Annotated in this window: 17 protein-coding genes; 8 read left to right on the top strand and 9 right to left on the bottom strand. The window is 73.6% G+C overall.

Going from position 1 to position 18749, the window contains the following annotated elements; all coding sequences use genetic code 11:
* Positions 1–9: 9 nt before the first annotated feature.
* Genes A8711_RS09075 through A8711_RS09055 form a run of 5 tightly spaced genes read right to left on the bottom strand, consistent with a single transcriptional unit; the run spans position 10 to position 7523 of the window.
* A complete protein-coding gene (locus tag A8711_RS09075; protein WP_030501576.1) occupies positions 10–1098 on the bottom strand; it encodes a uroporphyrinogen-III synthase in 1089 nt (362 codons plus the stop codon).
* Positions 1098–1445 (bottom strand): nitrite reductase small subunit NirD, encoded by a 348-nt coding sequence (gene nirD, locus A8711_RS09070; protein WP_064446599.1) that lies wholly within the window; start codon positions 1443–1445, stop codon positions 1098–1100. The genes A8711_RS09075 and nirD overlap by 1 nt, the downstream gene beginning before the upstream one ends.
* On the bottom strand, positions 1442–3949 hold the full coding sequence (gene nirB / locus A8711_RS09065; RefSeq protein WP_069087949.1) for a nitrite reductase large subunit NirB: 2508 nt from the start codon (positions 3947–3949) through the stop codon (positions 1442–1444). The genes nirD and nirB overlap by 4 nt, the downstream gene beginning before the upstream one ends.
* Complete coding sequence (locus tag A8711_RS09060; RefSeq protein ID WP_069087948.1) at positions 3946–5418, bottom strand: FAD-dependent oxidoreductase; 1473 nt, start codon at positions 5416–5418, stop codon at positions 3946–3948. The genes nirB and A8711_RS09060 overlap by 4 nt, the downstream gene beginning before the upstream one ends.
* The gene (locus A8711_RS09055) at positions 5415–7523 is read right to left on the bottom strand and encodes a molybdopterin oxidoreductase family protein (protein ID WP_069087947.1); all 2109 of its coding nucleotides are present in this window, start codon (positions 7521–7523) and stop codon (positions 5415–5417) included. The genes A8711_RS09060 and A8711_RS09055 overlap by 4 nt, the downstream gene beginning before the upstream one ends.
* A gap of 147 nt (positions 7524–7670) precedes the next feature.
* Between A8711_RS09055 and A8711_RS09050 the strand changes: the two genes are divergently transcribed.
* Positions 7671–8381 (top strand): class I SAM-dependent methyltransferase, encoded by a 711-nt coding sequence (locus A8711_RS09050; RefSeq protein WP_043328289.1) that lies wholly within the window; start codon positions 7671–7673, stop codon positions 8379–8381.
* Here A8711_RS09050 and A8711_RS09045 read toward each other — a convergent pair.
* Both A8711_RS09045 and A8711_RS09040 read right to left on the bottom strand, forming a co-directional pair.
* Positions 8354–8953: a PIN domain-containing protein gene (locus A8711_RS09045; protein WP_083296964.1), complete on the bottom strand. Its 600-nt coding sequence runs from the start codon at positions 8951–8953 to the stop codon at positions 8354–8356. The two genes, A8711_RS09050 and A8711_RS09045, sit on opposite strands and share 28 nt — an antisense overlap.
* A gap of 40 nt (positions 8954–8993) precedes the next feature.
* The gene (locus A8711_RS09040) at positions 8994–9461 is read right to left on the bottom strand and encodes a helix-turn-helix domain-containing protein (protein ID WP_043328291.1); all 468 of its coding nucleotides are present in this window, start codon (positions 9459–9461) and stop codon (positions 8994–8996) included.
* Between the two features lie 170 nt (positions 9462–9631).
* Here A8711_RS09040 and A8711_RS09035 point away from each other — a divergent pair, with 170 nt between their 5' ends.
* The 6 genes from A8711_RS09035 (at position 9632) to glmM (ending at position 14271) form a co-directional block, all read left to right on the top strand.
* A complete protein-coding gene (locus tag A8711_RS09035) occupies positions 9632–9889 on the top strand; it encodes a DUF6364 family protein (protein ID WP_030501570.1) in 258 nt (85 codons plus the stop codon).
* Positions 9879–10172, top strand: coding sequence for a type II toxin-antitoxin system PemK/MazF family toxin (locus A8711_RS09030; RefSeq protein ID WP_043328292.1), 294 nt, complete (start codon positions 9879–9881; stop codon positions 10170–10172). The genes A8711_RS09035 and A8711_RS09030 overlap by 11 nt, the downstream gene beginning before the upstream one ends.
* 121 nt (positions 10173–10293) lie before the next feature.
* Positions 10294–11661: an MFS transporter gene (locus tag A8711_RS09025; RefSeq protein ID WP_064446594.1), complete on the top strand. Its 1368-nt coding sequence runs from the start codon at positions 10294–10296 to the stop codon at positions 11659–11661.
* A gap of 209 nt (positions 11662–11870) precedes the next feature.
* Positions 11871–12314, top strand: coding sequence for a 50S ribosomal protein L13 (rplM, locus tag A8711_RS09020; protein WP_013288574.1), 444 nt, complete (start codon positions 11871–11873; stop codon positions 12312–12314).
* Between the two features lie 20 nt (positions 12315–12334).
* Complete coding sequence (gene rpsI, locus A8711_RS09015; protein WP_030501567.1) at positions 12335–12799, top strand: 30S ribosomal protein S9; 465 nt, start codon at positions 12335–12337, stop codon at positions 12797–12799.
* Positions 12800–12915: 116 nt separating this feature from the next.
* Entirely contained in the window at positions 12916–14271 is a 1356-nt protein-coding gene (gene glmM / locus A8711_RS09010; protein WP_030501566.1) for a phosphoglucosamine mutase, read from the top strand.
* A gap of 43 nt (positions 14272–14314) precedes the next feature.
* Here the strand turns inward: glmM and A8711_RS09005 are convergent, their stop codons facing one another.
* Both A8711_RS09005 and A8711_RS09000 read right to left on the bottom strand, forming a co-directional pair.
* Positions 14315–15499: a pyridoxal phosphate-dependent aminotransferase gene (locus A8711_RS09005; RefSeq protein ID WP_064446593.1), complete on the bottom strand. Its 1185-nt coding sequence runs from the start codon at positions 15497–15499 to the stop codon at positions 14315–14317.
* A gap of 31 nt (positions 15500–15530) precedes the next feature.
* Positions 15531–16511, bottom strand: a complete 981-nt coding sequence (locus A8711_RS09000; RefSeq protein ID WP_069087946.1) for an MmpS family transport accessory protein — start codon at positions 16509–16511, stop codon at positions 15531–15533.
* A 271-nt stretch (positions 16512–16782) separates the two neighbouring features.
* Between A8711_RS09000 and glmS the strand changes: the two genes are divergently transcribed.
* Positions 16783–18696: a glutamine--fructose-6-phosphate transaminase (isomerizing) gene (glmS, locus tag A8711_RS08995; protein WP_069087945.1), complete on the top strand. Its 1914-nt coding sequence runs from the start codon at positions 16783–16785 to the stop codon at positions 18694–18696.
* Positions 18697–18749 lie beyond the last annotated feature (53 nt).

Genomic DNA, 18749 nt, shown 5'->3' with positions numbered 1-18749 from the left:
GCCTGCGGGTCAGTCGACCCGCAGGCGGTACCCCCGCTTGACGACCGTCTGCACCACGCGGGGCGCCTTGAGGCCGACCCGCAGCCGGGCGACGGCCATCTCCACGGCGTGCTCGTCGGCGCCGCGCGGCAGCGTACGCAGCAGCGCGGTGCGGGAGAGCACCTTGCCGGGTGACGCGGCGAGCGCCCGCAGCACGGCCATCGGGGCCGGCGCGAGCTGGCGCAGTTCCCCGTCCACCACCGCGGCGTGGCCGCGCAGCGTCAGCACGTGCCCGGCCGCCTTCACCGAGACCGTGCGCCGGGGCAGCTCCTCGACGATGGTGCGGACCAGCGCGCCCAACCGGGCCCGGCTCGGCGCGCTCACCGGCACCCCACGCCGGACCAGCGGCTCGGCGGTGACGGTGCCCACGCACCCGGCCAGCACGTCGCCGCGCAGCGCCTCCAGCACCGTCTCGGTACGGTCCCCGGCCGCCCGCAGCAGGGCCTCGGCCGCCGGGGCCGAGGTGAACGTGACCGCGTCGACGAGCCGCCCGGCGACCAAGTCGATGAGCCGGTGCAGCGGCGCCGGATCGGCCGGCGGCGCCCACCGGTAGACCGGCACCTCGATCACCGTGGCCCCGGCCGCCACCAGCGCGTCGGTGCACTCGGGTTGCCGCTCACCGTGCAGTTGCATCGCCACCACCTGGCCGGCCACGCCGCGCGCGACCAGGTGCTCCACCACCTCGTCGCAGCTCTCCGAGCCCGGCGACCAGTGCTCGCGCAGTCCGGCGGCGCGGATCGCCCCGGTCGCCTTCGGGCCCCGGGACACCACGTACGCGCGGGCGAGCGTGGCGCGCAGCGGCTCGGCCAGCCCCCAGCCCTCGGCCGCCTCCAGCCAGCCCCGCATGCCGATGCCGGTGTTGGCCATCAGCACGTCCGGCGGATGTTCCAGGCAGGCCCGGGTGGCCTCACGCAGGTCGGTGTCGTCGGCGAGCGGGACGATCCGCAGCGCCGGGGCGAGCACCACCCGCGCCCCGCGCCGCTGGAGCAGCGCGGCCAGTTCGTCGCGCCGCCGGTCCGCGGTGACCCCGATGGTGAAACCGGCCAGCTCGTCGCGCATCACTGCTCCTGCCGTAACCGCACCTCGACCTGGCCGTCCCGGCAGCGCACCCGGTGCCGCGTCAACGTCACGCCGGGCAGGTCCAGGCACCGCCCGGTGGTGAGGTCGTAGACCTGCTTGTGCAGCGGCGAGGCGAGCGTCGGCACGCCGCCCCGGCTGCCCACGAGACCGCGGGACATGACGTACGCGCCGCCGACCGGGTCGAGGTTGTCCACCGCGTACAGGCCGTGCGCGGTGCGGAACACCGCCACCTGCACGCCGTCGACGAGCGCGGCCACGCCCCGGTCGAGGTCGAGCCGGTCCAGCGGGCAGACCGGCGTCCAGTCCAGCGTGACGACGGGGCTCATCGGCGTACCTCCGGCAGTCCGAGCGCTACGGGTTGGCGGCGGTGCCCGGCGTCCCGGGCCGGCACCGGCTGGCCCCGCTCCCGGGTGAACGAGATGGACGGGTCGGGCACGCCGGGCGCGTTGACGAACGAGGTGAAGTGGCGCAGCCGGTCCGGGTCCTCCAGCACGTCGCGCCACTCGTCGGAGTAGCTCGTGACGTGCCGGGCCATCGCCGCGTCCAGGTCGGCGCAGAGGCCGAGCGAGTCGTCCACGATCACCGACCGGAGGTGGTCCAGGCCGCCGTCCATCGCCTCGATCCAGGCGGCGGTGCGCTGCAACCGGTCGGCCGTGCGGATGTAGTACATGAGGAACCTGTCGATCAGCGTGACCAGCTCGGCGGTGCTCAGGTCGGTGGCGAACAGGTCGGCGTGCCGGGGCCGGAAGCCGCCGTTGCCGCCGACGTACAGGTTCCAGCCGCCCTCGGTGGCGATGACGCCGAAGTCCTTGCTGCGGGCCTCGGCGCACTCGCGGGCGCAGCCGGAGACGGCGGACTTGAGCTTGTGGGGCGCGCGCAGCCCCCGGTAGCGCAGCTCCAGCGCGACGGCGAGCCCGACCGAGTCCTGCACGCCGTAGCGGCACCAGGTGTCGCCGACGCAGGACTTCACGGTACGCAGCGCCTTGCCGTAGGCGTGGCCCGACTCGAAGCCCGCGTCGACGAGCCGGCGCCAGATCTGCGGCAACTGGTCGACCCGCGCGCCGAACAGGTCGATCCGCTGCCCGCCGGTGATCTTCGTGTAGAGCTGGAAGTCGCGGGCCACCTCGCCGATCGCGATGAGCTTCTCCGGGGTGATCTCCCCGCCGGGGATCCGGGGCACCACCGAGTAGCTGCCGTCGCGTTGCAGGTTGGCCAGGAAGTGGTCGTTCGTGTCCTGCAGTGACGCCGCCTCGCCGTCGAGCACGTGACCGGCCCCGAGCGAGGCCAGGATGGAGGCCACCACCGGCTTGCAGATGTCGCAGCCGCTCCCGCGCCCGTGCTCGGCGACGAGCCGGGAGAACGTGCGGATGCCCCGCACCCGGATCAGGTCGAACAGCTCCTGCCGGCTCAGGTCGAAGTGCTCGCACAACGCGGTGGACTGGCGCACCCCGGCGGCGTCCAGCAGTTGCTTGAGCATCGGCACGCAGGAGCCGCAGCTCGTACCGGCGCGGGTGCACGCCTTCAACGCCGGCACGTCGGTCGCCCCGCCGGCGATCGCCGCGTCCAGGTCGGCCCGGGTCACCGCGTTGCAGGAGCAGACCTGGGCGGCGGCCGGCAGCGCCCCCGCGCCGGCGCCCGCGCCGCCGGCCGGCGCCAGCAACGCCAGCGGGGGAGCGGGCAGCGGCCCGCCGACACTGGCCCGCAACGCCGGGTACGCGCTCGCGTCCCCGACCAGCACGCCGCCCAGCAGCGTCCGCGCGTCGTCGGAGAGGACCAGCTTCGCGTACGCGCGGGTGGCCGGGTCGGTGAACGTCACGTCCAGGCAGCCGGGGGTGACGCCGTGCGCGTCGCCGAACGAGGCCACGTCGACGCCGAGCAGCTTGAGCTTCGTGGCGGTGTCCGCGCCGGGGAACGTGGCCGCGCCACCGAGCAGCCGGTCCGCGACCACCTCGGCGGTGGCGTACCCGGGCGCGACCAGCCCGTGGCAGACCCCGTCCACCGCGGCGCACTCACCGACCGCCCAGATCCGCTCGTCGGCGGTACGGCAGGAGGCGTCCACCAGCACGCCGCCGCGCGGGCCGAGCGGCAGCCCGGCCGCCCGGGCCAGCTCGTCGCGCGGCCGGATCCCGGCGGCCACCACCACCAGCTCCGCGTCCAGCGTGCGCCCGTCGGCGAGGTCGAGCGCGGCCACCGTGCCGTCCGGCCCGGGACGCAGCGCCGTGGTGGCCACCCCGAGGTACGGCGTGACGCCCAGCTCCTCGACGTAGCGGCGCAGCATCGACCCGCCCGCCTCGTCCACCTGCACCGGCATCAGCCGGGGCGCGAACTCGACCACGCTCGTGGTGAGCCCGAGCAGCCGCAGCGCGTTCGCCGCCTCCAGCCCGAGCAGCCCGCCACCGATCACCACGCCGGTGCGGCGGCCCCGGGCGTGCTCCCGGATCGCGGCCAGGTCGTCCAGTGTCCGGTAGACGAAGACGCCTGGCAGATCGGTGCCGTCGACCGGCGGCACGAACGCGTACGAGCCGGTGGCGAGCACCAGCGCGTCGTACGGGTACTCGCCGGCCGCCGTGGTCACCACACGCCGTGCCCGGTCGACGCCGGTGACCGGTTCGCCCAGGCGCAGGTCCACTCCGGCGTCGGGGGTGTGCACAGTCAGCTCGTCGGCGTCCACCCCGTCGAAGACGGCCGAGAGCCGCACCCGGTCGTACGCCGGACGCCGCTCCTCGGCCAGCACCGTGACCCGCCACCGCCCGCCGGTGTCCCGGGCCCGCAGCGCCTCGACGAAGCGCTGCCCGACCATGCCGTTCCCGACGACAATCAGCTCACTCATGACGCCACCTCCACCGTCTCGCGTACCGCGTCGGTCGCCTGCGGATCGGCCTCGGCGAGCCAGGCGGCGATGCCGGCCACCGCGTCCCGGCAACTGCCGCAGCCGGTGCCGGCCCGGGTCGACGCGGACAACGCCGCCGCCGTCCGGGTGCCCGCCCGCCAGCACGCCACCAGCGCGCCCTTGCTCACGTCGTTGCACCGGCACACGGTCGCGGCGTCCGGCATCAGCGCCGGGGACGCGGCCGGCCCGGCCGGCGCCTCGCCGAACGCGCGGCCGAGCAGCAGCGAACGCCGGTCCGCCGGCACCGGCGCGCCCCTGTCGAACAGCTGCACCACAGTGCCGACCGCCGGGTTGTCGCCGAGCAGGATCGCGCCGGTCAGCCGCTCGTCCCGGATGCGCAGCCGGGCGTACGTGCCCCGGGCCGGGTCGGCGAAGGTCAGCTCCTCGACCGGCCCGCCCGCGTCGCCGGTTCCGGCCACGTCGCCCATCGCGGCCAGATCGATGCCGGCAGCCTTGAGCCGGGTCACCGCCGGGCGGGGCCGGTAGCGGGCCAGCGGGTCCGCGCCGGTCAGCACGTCGGCCACCACCCGGGCCTGCGCCCAGGCCGGCGCGACCAGCCCGGTCAGCGTGCCGTCGTGCTGCGCGCAGTCGCCGATCGCCGAGATCCGCCGGTCACTGGTCCGCATCCGGTCGTCCACCACCACGCCCCGCTCGACGGCGAGCCCGGCGGACGCGGCGAGCGCGGTGTCGGGGCGTACCCCGCAGCAGAGCACCAGCAGGTCGGCGTCGAGCGTCCCGGCGTCGCCCAGGTGCAGGCGGACGCCGTCGGCGTCGGCGGTCACGGCGGTGGCCGCCGCGCCGAGCCGGGACCGGACGCCCAGGCCGGCGAGCGTGCCCGCGAGGACCGCGCCGGCCGGTGGGTCGAGCTGACGTTCCATCAGGTGCCCGACCGGGTGGACCACTGTCACGTCGAGACCCCGCGCGGCCAGCCCGCGGGCCGCCTCCAGGCCCAGCAGCCCGCCGCCGAGCACGACGACGCGGCGCGCGCCCTCGGCGGCGGCGAGGATCCGCCGGCAGTCGCCGAGCGTGCGGAACGGGACGACCCGCTCGGGCATCGGCGCGAGGCCCGGCAGCGGCGGCACCACGGCCCGGCTGCCGGTGGCGAGCACCAGGTGGTCGTACCCGTGTCGCTCGCCGTCGTCGGTGACCACCTCGCCGGCGGCGCGGTCCACGACGGTGACCGCCGCGCCGGTGTGCACCTCGACGCCCGGCCCCACCGCTTCGACCAGCTCCACGTCCGGCTCGCCGATGCGTCCGGCGAGCAGCGTGGAGAGCATGATCCGGTTGTACGCGCGGTGCGGCTCCGCCCCGAGCACGGTGATCCGCCGGTCCCCGCCGCGTGCGTGCAGCTCGGCGGCGAGCCGGGCGCCGGCCATGCCGTGGCCGACGACGACGATGCGCTCGTTCATGCCGGCTCCACCCGGACCGCGCAGATCTTGAACTCGGGCATCCCGGAGACCGGGTCGAGCGCGTCGTTGGTGACCGAGTTGGCGCGTTGCGCGCCGGGCCAGTGGAACGGGGCGAAGACGGTGTCCGGCCGGATCGCGGTGCTGAGCCGGGCCGGAGCCCGTAGCTCGCCCCGGCGGGAGACCACACGTACCGGCGCTCCCTCGGTCACGCCGAGCCGTGCCGCCAGGTCCGGGTGCAGCTCGACGAAGCCGCCCGGCGCGGCCCGGCGCAACGCGGCGACCCGCCGGGTCTGCGCGCCGGACTGGTACTGCGCGAGCACCCGGCCGGTGGTGAAGTGCAGCGGGTAGTCGGCGCACACCGGCTCGGCGGCCGGCCGGTGGGTCACGGCGTGGAACCGGGCCCGGCCGTCCGGGGTGGGGAAGCGGTCGGCGAACAGCCGGGGGGTGTCCGGGCCGTCCCGGTCCGGGCAGGGCCAGAACACGCCGGTGTCGGCGTCGATCCGGTCCCAGGTGATCCCGGCGTAGTCGGCCGGACCGCCGGCCGAGGCCCGGCCCAGCTCCGCGAACACCTCGCGCGGGTCGCTCGGCAGTGGCGCGCCGTCGGTCAGCCGCCCGGCGAGCGCGGCGAGGATCTCCAGCTCGGTACGGACCCCGGCGGGTGGCTCACGCAGCGCCCGGCGGCGCAGCACCCGGCCCTCCAGATTGGTCATCGTGCCGTTCTCCTCGGCCCACTGGGCGACCGGCAGCACCACGTCGGCCAGCTCGGCCGTCTCGGAGCGGACGAAGTCCGCCACCACGAGCAGGTCCAGGGCGCGCAGCCGGGACTCGACCCGCGCGGCGCGGGGCGCGGACACGACCGGGTTGGAGCCGAACACCAGCAGCGCCCGCGCGCCCGACGGCGTGCCCAGCGCGTCCAGGAGCTGGTACGCGGGCACCCCCGGCCCGGGCAGCGAGTCCGGGTCGACGCCCCACACCCCGGCGACGTGCGCGCGGGCCGCCGGGTCGTCGATACGCCGGTAGCCGGGGAGCTGATCGGCCTTCTGCCCGTGTTCCCGGCCACCCTGCCCGTTGCCCTGCCCGGTCAGGCAGCCGTAGCCGGAGCCGGGACGGCCGGGCAGGCCCAGGGCGAGCGCCAGGTTGATGAGGGCGGTGACCGTGTCCACGCCCTTGGCGTGTTGCTCGGCGCCCCGCGCGGTGAGAATGATCGCCCGGTCCACTGTGGCCAGCGCGCGGGCGGTCGCGTACAGGTCGGCCACCGGCACGCCGGAGAGCCGCTCCACCTCCGCCGGCCAGTAGCCGGCCACCGTCCGCCGGACCTCGTCGAAGCCGGTGGTCCGCTCCGCCACGTACGCCCGGTCCAGCCAGCCCTCGGTGAGTGCGATGTGCAGCAGCGCGTTCGCCACCGCGAGGTCGGTGCCGGGCAGCGGTTGCAGGTGCAGGTCGGCCTGGCGGGCGGTAGCCGTGGCGCGCGGGTCGACCACGATCAGCCGGCCGCCGCGTTCCCGCAGGTCGGTGACGTGCCGCATCAGCGGCGGCATGGTCTCGGCCGGGTTCGCGCCGACCAGCAGCAGCGTGTCCGCGCGGCCGAGGTCCGCCAGCGGGAACGGCAACCCCCTGTCGATCCCGAACGCCCGGTTGCCGGCCGCCGCGGCCGAGGACATGCACCAGCGTCCGTTGTAGTCGATGTGCCGGGTCCGCAGCGTCACCCGGGCGAAGCGGCCCAGCGCGTACGCCTTCTCGTTGGTGAGGCCGCCACCGCCGAAGACCGCTACCGCGTGCGGCCCGTGGCGCTGCTGCACGTCCCGCACCCCGGCGGCGATCCGGTCGAGCGCCTCGTCCCAGGTCGCCGGGCGCAGCTCGCCGCCGGGCCGGTCGCGCAGCAGCGGGGTGGTGAGCCGGTCCGGGTGGTCGAGCAGGTCGGCGGCGGTCCAGCCCTTCTGGCACAGCCCGCCCCGGTTGGTCGGGAAGTCCCGGGCGCCGACCTCGACGCCGTCGCCGGTGGCGCGCAGCACCATGCCGCACTGCAGGGCGCAGTACGGGCAGTGCGTGGCGGCCTGCGCGGGGCCTGAACCCGTTCGCGTCGCCGTGCGTGCACCGTCTGTCATGTCGGAAAAGCGTGCCGTCGGGCGGTTTCCGGTCCGGGTCTGCTCTGTTTCGGTCCTGTCACGAGCGCTTCACACCGCACGTAGGTGACGTCGTCCCCGGCGGGGTTTACAATGTGGGAAAATTGTCTCAAATAACGGGAGGCTCTGATGGGCGTGGCGGACGCGTTCGACGCGGTGGCCGGCAGCTACGACCAGGCCCGACGCCGCCTGGTGCCCTGCTTCGACGCCTTCTACGGCACCGCCGTCGAGGTGGCCGCGCCGCCGCTGCGTGCCGCGCTCGCCGCCGGGCGTACCCCCGAGGTGCTGGACCTGGGCGCGGGCACCGGCCTGCTGTCCCTGCTGCTGACCGCGGCCGTGCCCGGCGTCCGCCTGACGCTCGTGGACGGCGCCCCCGGCATGCTCGCGGTGGCCGCCGGACACCTGACAGAACGCGGCGTGGCGCACCGCACTGTGCACGCCGACCTGGCCGACCCGCTGCCCGCCGGCCGGTACGACGCGGTGGTCTCCGCGCTGGCCATCCACCACCTCGACGACGAGGGCAAACGGGCGCTGTACAAGCGGGCCGCGGGCGCGCTGGCGCCGGGCGGCGTGTTCGTCAACGCCGAGCAGGTGGCCGGGCCGACGCCGGCGCTGGACCGCCGCTACGACGAGGTGTGGACGGCGCGGATCACCGAGCTGGGCTCGGACGCCGAGGAGATCGCCGGCGCCCGGCAGCGGATGCGGCACGACCGGCCGGCCACGGTGGCAGACCAGTGCCGGTGGCTGACCGAGGCGGGTCTGGTGGACGTGGACTGCTTCTTCAAGGAATGGCGTTTCGCGGTCTTCGGCGGTCAGCGGCCGGACGGTTCGGCGAGGTGATTCTCGAGCCGATCGGCGAAACGGGGCGCGCCGGCCTTCCGTAGATGGGTGATCAGTTCGACCGCGTCCTTGTCCTCGGCGACCAGGCTGCGCCGGTAGTAGTCGATCTGCCGCGCCAACGTCCTCATGACCAGAGGCATCGAACGGTCGGCCACCCAGTTGAGGAACTCGTCGCCGGTGCGGACCGACAGCGATTCCCGTACGCATTCCGGCGGAAAGGCGCGCCGGTCGTCGGTCACCAGGATGTCGGCGCGGCTGTGCACGGCGGCGGCCAGCACGTGCCGGTCGTCCGGGTCCGGCGGGCACGGGACGTCGTTCGGCGAATAGCCGGTGACGAGGCCGTACGGGAACGCCTGGACGAAGCGGCGTCGCTGGCCGCCGATCGCCTGCTCGGAATGCTCGGGCCGCTTACGGCGCAGGCGATACATCCATTCCGCCAGAACGTCCTCGCTGTACCGCAGATCGAAGACGGCGCAGTCGCCTTCGAGCGCGAGAAGACTGATCCAGTCGCGAAGGGTCCTGGAATAGAGAATGTTCGCGTCCAGGAACACCAGTGGGGCGCTGGGGATCACAGTGGACACCCTACCCAGCGCCCACTGGCCGGGCCCGGAACTACACGTCGTCGGTGAAACCCAGCGCGTCGGACTCCCACATCAGGGCCTCGTACGACTTCCGTCGCTCTTCCATTTGTCGTTGCCGGAATGCGAGGACGTCGCGGAGGAAGAGGCGCCGGTGGCTGCCGACCCGGTGGGAGGCGATCGATCCGTTCTCCAGGAGACGGACGAGTGTGGGGCGGGACATGCCCAGCAGCCTCGCCGCCTCGGTCGTCGTCAGTTCGCGGGAGATGGCGCTGATCGCGACGCCGTCGCCGCGGGCGAGCATCGCCGAGATCTGATGGAGGACGTCGAACATCTGGGCGGGAACCTCGACCTCTTCGCCGTCCGCCGAGACGAGTCGGGCCACGCCTTCGCCCGCAGCGAGGGGATGCCGTACGAGGAACTCCTCCATGGCGGCCGCCTTCCGGCGCTCCGCTCCCTCGGTGGGCATGACCGAGGCGGCCATGCCGGTGCTGAGGCTCATCGCGGCTCCCTGTGGCAGATGTGGCTCGCGTCCGTTCGGACCTCCTCCATGGTCGCGTCCAAGTGCAATATCCGCAACCAGCTTCACTTGTTTCACCTGCTGGTGTCCGATTCCTCGTCCGGCGGGAACGAGGATGACTGCTGGTCATACCGCTGGGTAGTCTTCCCGGCATGACCGCCAAGGTGACACTGTCGTTCTCCGACGAGACGATCGAGGAAGCGCGCCGGTTCGCCAAGCGGGAAGGGCTCTCCCTCTCCGCCTGGATGGACCAGGCCGCCCGGGAGAAGGCGCTGCGCGAGGTCTTCACCGCGCACGCCGACGCGGTCGGCCGTGCCGGCCTGGACCTGGAAGCCGCCGCCCTGGCCGACGCCCAGGAGGCCGCGCTCGTCGACGACGCCCTGTTCGGCGGGCGTCCGCGTGCTGCGTAGGGGCGAGGTCTGGCGCATCTCCGGCGCCCGGGAACGGTTCGGTCTGGTGATCAGCTCCGACGTCTACAACGCCACTGCGGTACCCATCGTGATCGTGGCCGAGGTGGTCGAGGAGTCGCTACTGCGCGACTCGCCGCTGGCCGTGCCGATGGGCCCGTACGTGGTGATGCCCGACCGGATCTCCGCACCGATGAAGAAGTGGTTCGCCGAGTGCGTGGACGTGGCCGACACCGAGACCATGCAGCGGGTCGGCCGGGCCCTGCGGATCCTCCAGGAGCTGTGACCGCCTCACCGGCGCCCTCCGGCGGACGTGCGATCTCCGTTGCCGCGCCGACGCGCGCGGGGTACGCCGGGGAAACCGCCGGCTGAGAGCGTCCCCTCGTCATCGACAAGGAGGAGTCGCCGTGAGCACGCTCGTTTCCGCACCGACCCGGCCGTCGGCCCGCACCGCCGGACGGCTCACCGAATGGCGGCCGGAGGACCCGGCGTTCTGGGCCGCCGGGGGCGCCCGGGTCGCCCGGCGCAACCTGTACGTGTCGATCTTCGCCGAGCACGTCGGCTTCTCCGTGTGGAGCCTCTGGTCGGTGACCGTGTTGTTCCTGGGTCCCGAGTACGGCATCGACCCGGCCGGGAAGTTCCTGCTCACCGCCGTACCGGCCGCGCTGGGGGCGGTGCTGCGGCTGCCGTACACGCTGGCGGTGGCCCGCTTCGGCGGCCGGAACTGGACCATCGTGAGCGCGTTGCTGCTGCTCGTGCCGGCGGTGCCGATGGCGGTGCTGATCGAGCCCGGGGTGTCGTACGCCACGCTGATGGTGCTGGCCTGCCTGTCCGGCGTCGGCGGCGGCAACTTCGCCTCCTCGATGGCGAACATCAACCTGTTCTTCCCGGAGCGGCTCAAGGGCCGGGCGCTGGGGCTCAACGCCGGCGGCGGCAACCTGGGCGTACCTGCCGTGCAACTGGTCGGGCTGGCGGTGCTGGCGACGGCCGGCGCCGCGTACCCCCGGCTGGTGCCGGCGGTCTACCTGCCGCTGATCGTGCTGGCCACGCTGGCCGCGGCCCGCTGGCTGGACAACGTTCCGGGGGCGCGCAACGAGCCGGGCGCGCTGCGCGCGGCGGCCCGCGACCCGCACACCTGGGTGATGTCGCTGCTCTACGTGGGCACGTTCGGCTCGTTCATCGGCTTCGGGTTCGCCTTCGGCCAGGTGCTCCAACTCCAGTTCCACGAGCGGTTCCCGACGCCCGTCGACGCCGCCTGGCTGACCTTTCTCGGGCCGCTGATCGGGTCGCTCATCCGGCCGGTGGGCGGCCAGCTCGCCGACCGGCTGGGCGGGGCCCGGGTCACGTTCTGGAACTTCGTGGCCATGGCCGCCGGAGCCGGGCTGGTGCTGTACGCGGCCCGGGAGCGCTCGTTCCCGCTCTACCTGGCCGGGTTCCTGGCGCTGTTCGTCTTCTCCGGCATCGGCAACGGCTCGACGTACAAGATGATCCCGGCGATCTTCCGGGCCCGGGCCGTCGCGGAGAGCGAGCTGACCGGCGACCCGGAGGCGGCGCAGCGGCGGGCCCGGCGCCTGTCCGGGGCGGTGATCGGCATCGCCGGGGCGGTCGGAGCCTCGGGCGGGGTGCTGGTGAACGTGGCGTTCCGGCAGTCGTTCCTGACCTCCGGCACGGCTGACGCCGCCTACCTGGCATTCATCGCCTGGTACGCGCTCTGCTTCCTGGTGACCTGGGTGGTCTACCTGCGTCCCGGGCCGCGTACGCTGGTCGGCGTGTGAGCTGCGCCATGGCGAACGCGCAGGCCACGCGGGGTACCACCCCGTTTTGACCTGCCGCCGGGCGGCCGGGTATCGTTGCCTGCTGTTGTACGACATTCTTAGGCGTGCCGCATCAGGTACGCTTGGTCGTTCGTGCGCGCTGGTCCGGCTGGGTATTCCCGGTCACCTCGGCGCGCGACCCCAGACCGACGACGAGACAAGGTAGACCTGTGCGTACGTACAGCCCGAAGCCGGGTGAGATCGAGCGTCAGTGGCACGTCATCGACGCCTCTGATGTCGTGCTGGGCCGCCTGGCGACCCACGCCGCCACGCTCCTGCGTGGCAAGCACAAGCCGACTTTCGCGCCGCACGTCGACACGGGCGACTTCGTCGTCATCGTGAACGCGGGCAAGGTCGCGCTGACCGGCAACAAGCGCCAGACCAAGGTCGCTTACCGCCACTCCGGTTACCCGGGTGGTCTGAAGCGGGTCGGCTACGACGAGCTGCTCACCAAGCGGCCCGAGCGGGCCATCGAGCTGGCCGTGAAGGGCATGCTCCCGCACAACAAGCTGGGCCGTCAGCTTCTCAAGAAGCTGAAGGTCTACGCCGGTGCCGAGCACCCGCACACCGCGCAGCAGCCGGTGCCGTTCGAGATCAAGCAGATCGCGCAGTGAGCGCGGGCGAAGGAAGCAGCATGACCGACATCACCGCCACCGAGGTCGCCCCCGAGGCCACCGAGGCGCCGGCGCCCGTCGCGCGCGCGCCCCGTGGTGACCGCCCGATCCAGACCGTGGGTCGGCGCAAGGAAGCCATCGTCCGGGTCCGGATCGTCCCGGGCAGCGGCAAGATCACCTGCAACGGCCGCGACCTCGAGGCCTACTTCCCGAGCAAGGTGCACCAGCAGCTCATCAAGGACCCGCTGGTCACCGCCGAGAAGGCCGAGGCGTTCGACGTGATCGCCAACCTGCGTGGCGGCGGCACCACCGGCCAGGCCGGCGCGCTGCGGCTCGCCATCGCCCGGGCGCTGATCGTCAGCGAGCCCGACGACCGCCCGGCCCTGAAGAAGGCCGGCTTCCTGACCCGTGACGCCCGGGTCAAGGAGAGCAAGAAGTACGGCCTCAAGAAGGCCCGCAAGGCTCCTCAGTACTCGAAGCGCTGATCACCACAAGCGCCTTGTACTTCTGACGGACGGCCGGTCCGCTTCCCCTTCCCGGGAGGCGGACCGGCCGTTCCGCGTTTCTCTCCTCATCGGCAGTTCCACGGAGGTTGGCGGGTATGGGCCGGTTGTTCGGCACGGACGGCGTACGCGGGCGGGCGAACGCGGATCTCACCCCGGAGTTGGCGCTTGCGGTCGCGGTGGCCGCGGCCCACACGCTGGCCGAGACCGACAAGAGCCATCCGCCGCTCGCGGTGGTCGGCCGGGACACCCGGGCCAGCGGCGAGATGCTGGAGGCGGCGGTGGTCGCCGGGCTCACCAGCGCCGGCGCCAACGTGGTCCGGGTCGGCGTGCTGCCCACCCCGGCCGTGGCGTTCCTCACCGCCGAGGCCAAGGCCGACCTGGGCGTGATGCTGTCCGCCTCGCACAACCCGATGCCGGACAACGGCATCAAGCTGTTCGCCGCCGGCGGGCACAAGCTGCCCGACGAGATCGAGATGCGGATCGAGGAGGCGGTGAAGGCGAACGCCACCACCGCCTGGAAGCGCCCCACCGGCGCCGGCGTCGGCCGCGTACACGACCTGCTCGACGGCGCCGACCACTACGTGCAGCACCTGGTCGGCACCGTGCCGCACCGCCTCGACGGGATCAAGGTCGTGGTCGACTGCGCCAACGGCGCGGCGGCCGACGTCGCCCCGGTCGCCTACCGCGAGGCAGGCGCCGAGGTCATCGCCATCCACGCCGAGCCGGACGGGCTCAACATCAACGACGAGTGCGGTTCCAACCACATCGACGCGCTGCGCGCCGCCGTGGTCGAGCACGGCGCGCACCTGGGCATCGCCCACGACGGCGACGCCGACCGCTGCGTCGCGGTCACCGCCGACGGCGACGAGGTCGACGGCGACCAGGTCATGGCGATCCTCGCGCTGGCCATGCGGGACGCCGGCGAGCTGACCCAGGACACCCTGGTCGCCACCGTGATGAGCAACCTCGGTCTCCGGCTGGCCATGTCCGAGCACGGCATCCGGCTGGTCGAGACCAAGGTCGGCGACCGGTACGTGCTGGAGGAGCTGCGCGCCTCCGGCCTGGCGCTCGGCGGCGAGCAGAGCGGGCACATCGTGCTGCCCGCGTACGCGACCACCGGCGACGGCGTGCTGACCGGCCTGCACCTGATGGCGCGGATGGCCGCCACCGGCACCTCGCTGGCCGAGCTGGCCGCCGTGGTCACCAAGCTGCCCCAGGTGCTGATCAACGTGCCGGTCGGCGACCGTACCGTCGGCGCCGCCGCACCGGCCGTCCGGGCCGAGGTCGAGCGCGCCGAGGCGGAGCTGGGCGAGACCGGCCGGGTGCTGCTGCGCCCGTCGGGCACCGAGCCGCTGGTGCGGGTCATGGTCGAGGCGGCCACCGAGGACACCGCGCGCGAGGTCGCCGAGCGCATCGCCGAGCAGGTCCGCACCGCCAGCCCGGTCGCCTGAGCCACGCCGCCCGCCCGCTGGGGATCTCCCTCCAGCGGGCGGTTCAGTTTCCGCGCAGACCGCGCAGCCGGGTCACCGCCTCGGCCAGCACCTCCGGCCGCTTGCAGAACGCGAACCGGACCAGCCGGCGGCCGGCCTCCACGTCGTCGTAGAACACCTGCGTGGGCACCGCCACCACGCCGCAGCGCTCCGGCAGCGCCCGGCAGAACTCCACCCCGTCCCGGCCGCCCAGCGGCGTGACGTCGGCGGTGACGAAGTAGGTGCCCTCCGGCGCGAGCACGCCGAACCCGGCGTCGGCCAGCCCGGCGGCGAGCTGGTCCCGCCGGCGTTGCATGTCGTCCCGGAATTCGGTGAAGTAGGCGTCCGGCAACCCGAGCGCCACCGCCACCGCCGGTTGCAGCGGCCCGGCGTTGACGAACGTCAGGAACTGCTTCACCCGCAGCACCGCCGCCACCAGCGGCGCCGGGCCGCTCACCCAGCCGACCTTCCAGCCGGTGCAGGAGAACGTCTTGCCGGCCGACGAGATGCGCAGCGTCCGCTCCCGCATGCCGGGCAGCGTGGCCAGCGGCACGTGCGGCGCGGCGGCGTCGGTGAACACCAGGTGCTCGTACACCTCGTCGGTGACCGCGTACACGTCGTGTTCCCGGCACAGCTCGGCCACCGTCGTCAGCTCGTCGGCGGTGAAGACCTTGCCGGTCGGGTTGTGCGGCGAGTTCAGCAGCACCAGCCGGGTACGCGGCCCGAACGCGGCGCGCAGCTCGTCCGGATCGAACGCGTACCTGCCGTCGGCGCCGGGCCGCAGCGTCACCGGGCGGCGCACCGCTCCGGCCAGCGCGATCGAGGCGGCGTACGAGTCGTAGTACGGCTCGAAGCAGATCACCTCGTCACCCGGCTCGCACAGCGCGAGGATGCTCGCCGCGATCGCCTCGGTCGCCCCGGCCGTCACGACGATCTCGCCGTCCGGGTCGTACTCCAGGTCCCAGAACCGGCGCTGGTGCGCGGCGACGGCGACGCGCAGCGCGGGGATGCCCGGGCCGGGCGGGTACTGGTTGTGGCCGGTACGCAGCGCCTCGGCGGCGGCGGCGAGCATCTCCGGCGGGCCGTCGGTGTCCGGGAAGCCCTGCCCGAGGTTGACCGCGCCGGTACGCACGGCCAGCGCGGACATCTCGGCGAAGACGGTGGTGCCGAACGGCCGCATCCGGGCCACCAGGGGATCGGTCGTCGTCACGGCTGCGAGCCTACGGCCCGCCACCACGGGCTCACCAGCCGAAGCAGGTCACGCCCCACCTTCCCGACTTCTGGGAGACGACCTTGCCGTCGATGGTTATCCGGCAGGTCAACCCAGCAGCGCTTCCGGGCATGGTGACGATCTGGACCCGCTCACGGTTGTTCGTGGTGAACCTCAGCCGCCAGGACGAGTCCACCAGGTTGAGCTGGTGGAAGTCGCCGTTCGCGTCGTAGTACTGCACCTCCGCGTCGCCCTCGGAGCCGGTCACCTCGTACAGCACTGTGTACTTGCCGGGGCCGCCGGACGGGGTGGTCGCCGGCCTCGCCGGGGGCGCGCTCGGGTCGTCGGTCCAGTCGCCGGGCTCGCCGTAGATCGGCTCCTCGTACCCGGTGCCGGCTGCGGACCCGTCGTCCATGGTGCTGCCGAGGAAGGCCAGCCCGACGCAGCCGCAGACGATCAGCGCCAGGACGGTGACGATGCCGACCACCACCCCGACCGCCCAACCGCCGCCGCTGCGGCGCGGCGGCATCCCCGGGTACGCGTACGGCGGCGGGTAGGGCCCCGGCGGGTACGCGGTGGGCGGGTACGGCCCGGGCGGATACGTGCCGGGCTGGTAGGCGCTCGGCGGTGGGGACGAGCCAGGGGCGCCCGGCTGCGCCGGCCAGCCCGGTGCTCCCGGCTGGGCCGGCCACTGCGGTGCGTCCGGGTTGGCGGGCCCGCCCGGCGTCCCGGGCTGTCCCTGGTCGCCGGCGCCCGGCGAGTCGGCCGGGGTGGCCCGGCCCGGGTCGCCCGCCGGCCGCCCCTCGGCGCCGCCCGCCGGACCGGGGTGACCGGCGCCGGGGGCGCTCCAGGGCGACGGCGACGACGGCGACCAGGGCTCGGGTGGCATCCACGGCTGCGGAGCGGCCAGCGGGTCCGGCGGCGTCCAGGTGGAGGGTTGCGGGGTCACCGGCGCGGCGGTCGGGTCGACCGGTCCGGAGGTCGGCTCGGGGGTAGGGGTCGTCTCGGACATCGGCTCAGCTCACAGGGGTACGGCGCGGACGCCCGCGGAACGATGGGCCCGGGGGCGGAGCCCGGCCCCAATGTAGGCCGTGGCGGCCACCCGCGTGGACCCGGTCCGCCCGGTGCGCGGCACGTCCCGAACCGGTACGCAAACGGCAGATGAGCCCGGCTGGTGCGTTGTCCGACATAGCAACCCCGGTGTTCGGTTCGCTCAAATTCAGTGATCGTTAACCGGCCTTCCGAGCACGCGCGATGAGCGAAACTCGGTTAGGCTGCGGACCATGTGTGGAATCGTGGGTTACGCCGGTGCCCGCCCGGCGCTCGGCATCGTGCTTGACGGACTGCGGCGGCTCGAATACCGCGGCTACGACTCGGCCGGTGTCGCCGTGGTCTGCGAGGACGAGCTCCTGACCGAGAAGAAGGCCGGCAAGCTCGCGAACCTGGAGAAGGTCCTCTCCGAGCGGGCGGCCGACAACCCCGAGGACTGCGCCGCCAGCCCGATCGGCATCGGCGACGGCACCACCGGCATCGGCCACACCCGCTGGGCCACCCACGGCGGCCCGACCGACCGTAACGCCCACCCGCACCTCTCCCCGGACGGCCGCGTCGCGGTGATCCACAACGGCATCATCGAGAACTTCGCGAAGCTCCGCGCCGAGCTGGAGGACGAGGGCGTCGAGTTCGCCAGCGACACCGACACCGAGTGCGCCGCGCACCTGATCGCCCGCGCGCTGGCCGACCTGCGCGCGGCCGGCGAGACCGACAGCCCGCAGCTCCTCGCCGCCGCCATGCGCGTGGTCTGCGGGCGCCTGGAGGGCGCGTTCACGCTGCTCGCCGTCGACGCCGGCATCCCCGGCGCGGTGGTCGGCGCCCGGCGCAACTCGCCGCTGGTCGTCGGTCGGGGCGACGGCGAGAACTACCTGGCCAGCGACGTCGCCGCGTTCATCGAGCACACCCGGGACGCGGTCGAGCTGGGGCAGGACCAGATCGTCCTGATCACGCCGGACAGCATCGACATCACCGACTTCCACGGTCAGCCGGCCAGCGGCACCGACTTCCACATCGACTGGGACTCGTCGGCCGCCGAAAAGGGCGGCTACGACTGGTTCATGCTCAAGGAGATCGAGGAGCAGCCGCAGGCCATCGCCGACACGCTGCTGGGCCGGCTCACCGAGACCGGCGAGATCGCCCTCGACGAGGTCCGCCTCAGCGAGCAGGACCTGCGCGACGTCGACAAGATCTTCATCGTCGCCTGCGGCACCTCCTACCACGCCGGCCTGGTCGCCAAGTACGCCATCGAGCACTGGACCCGAATCCCCTGCGAGGTGGAGCTGGCCAGCGAGTTCCGCTACCGCGACCCGGTGCTGGACCGGTCCACGCTGATCGTGGTGATCTCGCAGTCCGGCGAGACGATGGACACGCTGATGGCGCTGCGCCACGCCAAGGAGCAGAAGGCCCGCGTGCTGGCCATCTGCAACACCAACGGCTCGACCATCCCGCGCGAGTCCGACGCCGTGCTCTACACCCACGGCGGCCCGGAGATCGCCGTCGCCTCCACCAAGGCGTTCCTCACCCAGGTCGTCGCCTGCTACCTGATCGGCCTGCACCTGGCCCAGGTGCGCGGCATCAAGTTCGCCGACGAGGTGGGCGCGGTGGTCGCCCAGCTCCAGGAGATGCCGGGCAAGCTGCGGGAGCTGCTGGACCGGATCGAGCCGGTCCGTGAGCTGGGCCGCGAGCTGAAGTCCGAGCCGACGGTGCTGTTCATCGGCCGGCACGTGGGCTACCCGGTGGCGCTGGAGGGCGCGCTGAAGCTCAAGGAGCTGGCGTACATGCACGCCGAGGGCTTCGCCGCCGGTGAGCTGWAGCACGGCCCGATCTCGCTGATCGACCAGGGCACCCCGGTGATCTGCATCGTGCCGTCGCCGGTCGGCCGGGGCATGCTGCACGACAAGGTCGTCTCCAACATCCAGGAGGTACGCGCCCGGGGCGCCCGCACGATCGTGATCGCGGAGGAGGGCGACCAGGCGGTGGTCCGCTACGCCGATCACCTGATCTACGTGCCGCGTACGCCGACACTGCTGGCGCCGCTGGTGACCACCGTGCCGTTGCAGGTGCTCGCCGCCGAGATCGCCGCCGCCCGCGGGCACGACGTGGACCAGCCCCGGAACCTGGCCAAGTCGGTCACCGTCGAGTAGTCCGCTTTTCGTCAGCGGTCCCTCCACCCGTCGACCGGGTGGAGGGACCGCGC

The sequence above is a fragment of the Micromonospora sp. II genome (assembly GCF_001709195.1).
In the GTDB taxonomy this organism is placed as follows: domain Bacteria; phylum Actinomycetota; class Actinomycetes; order Mycobacteriales; family Micromonosporaceae; genus Micromonospora; species Micromonospora chalcea.
This window is presented reverse-complemented; position numbering and strand designations above follow the sequence as displayed.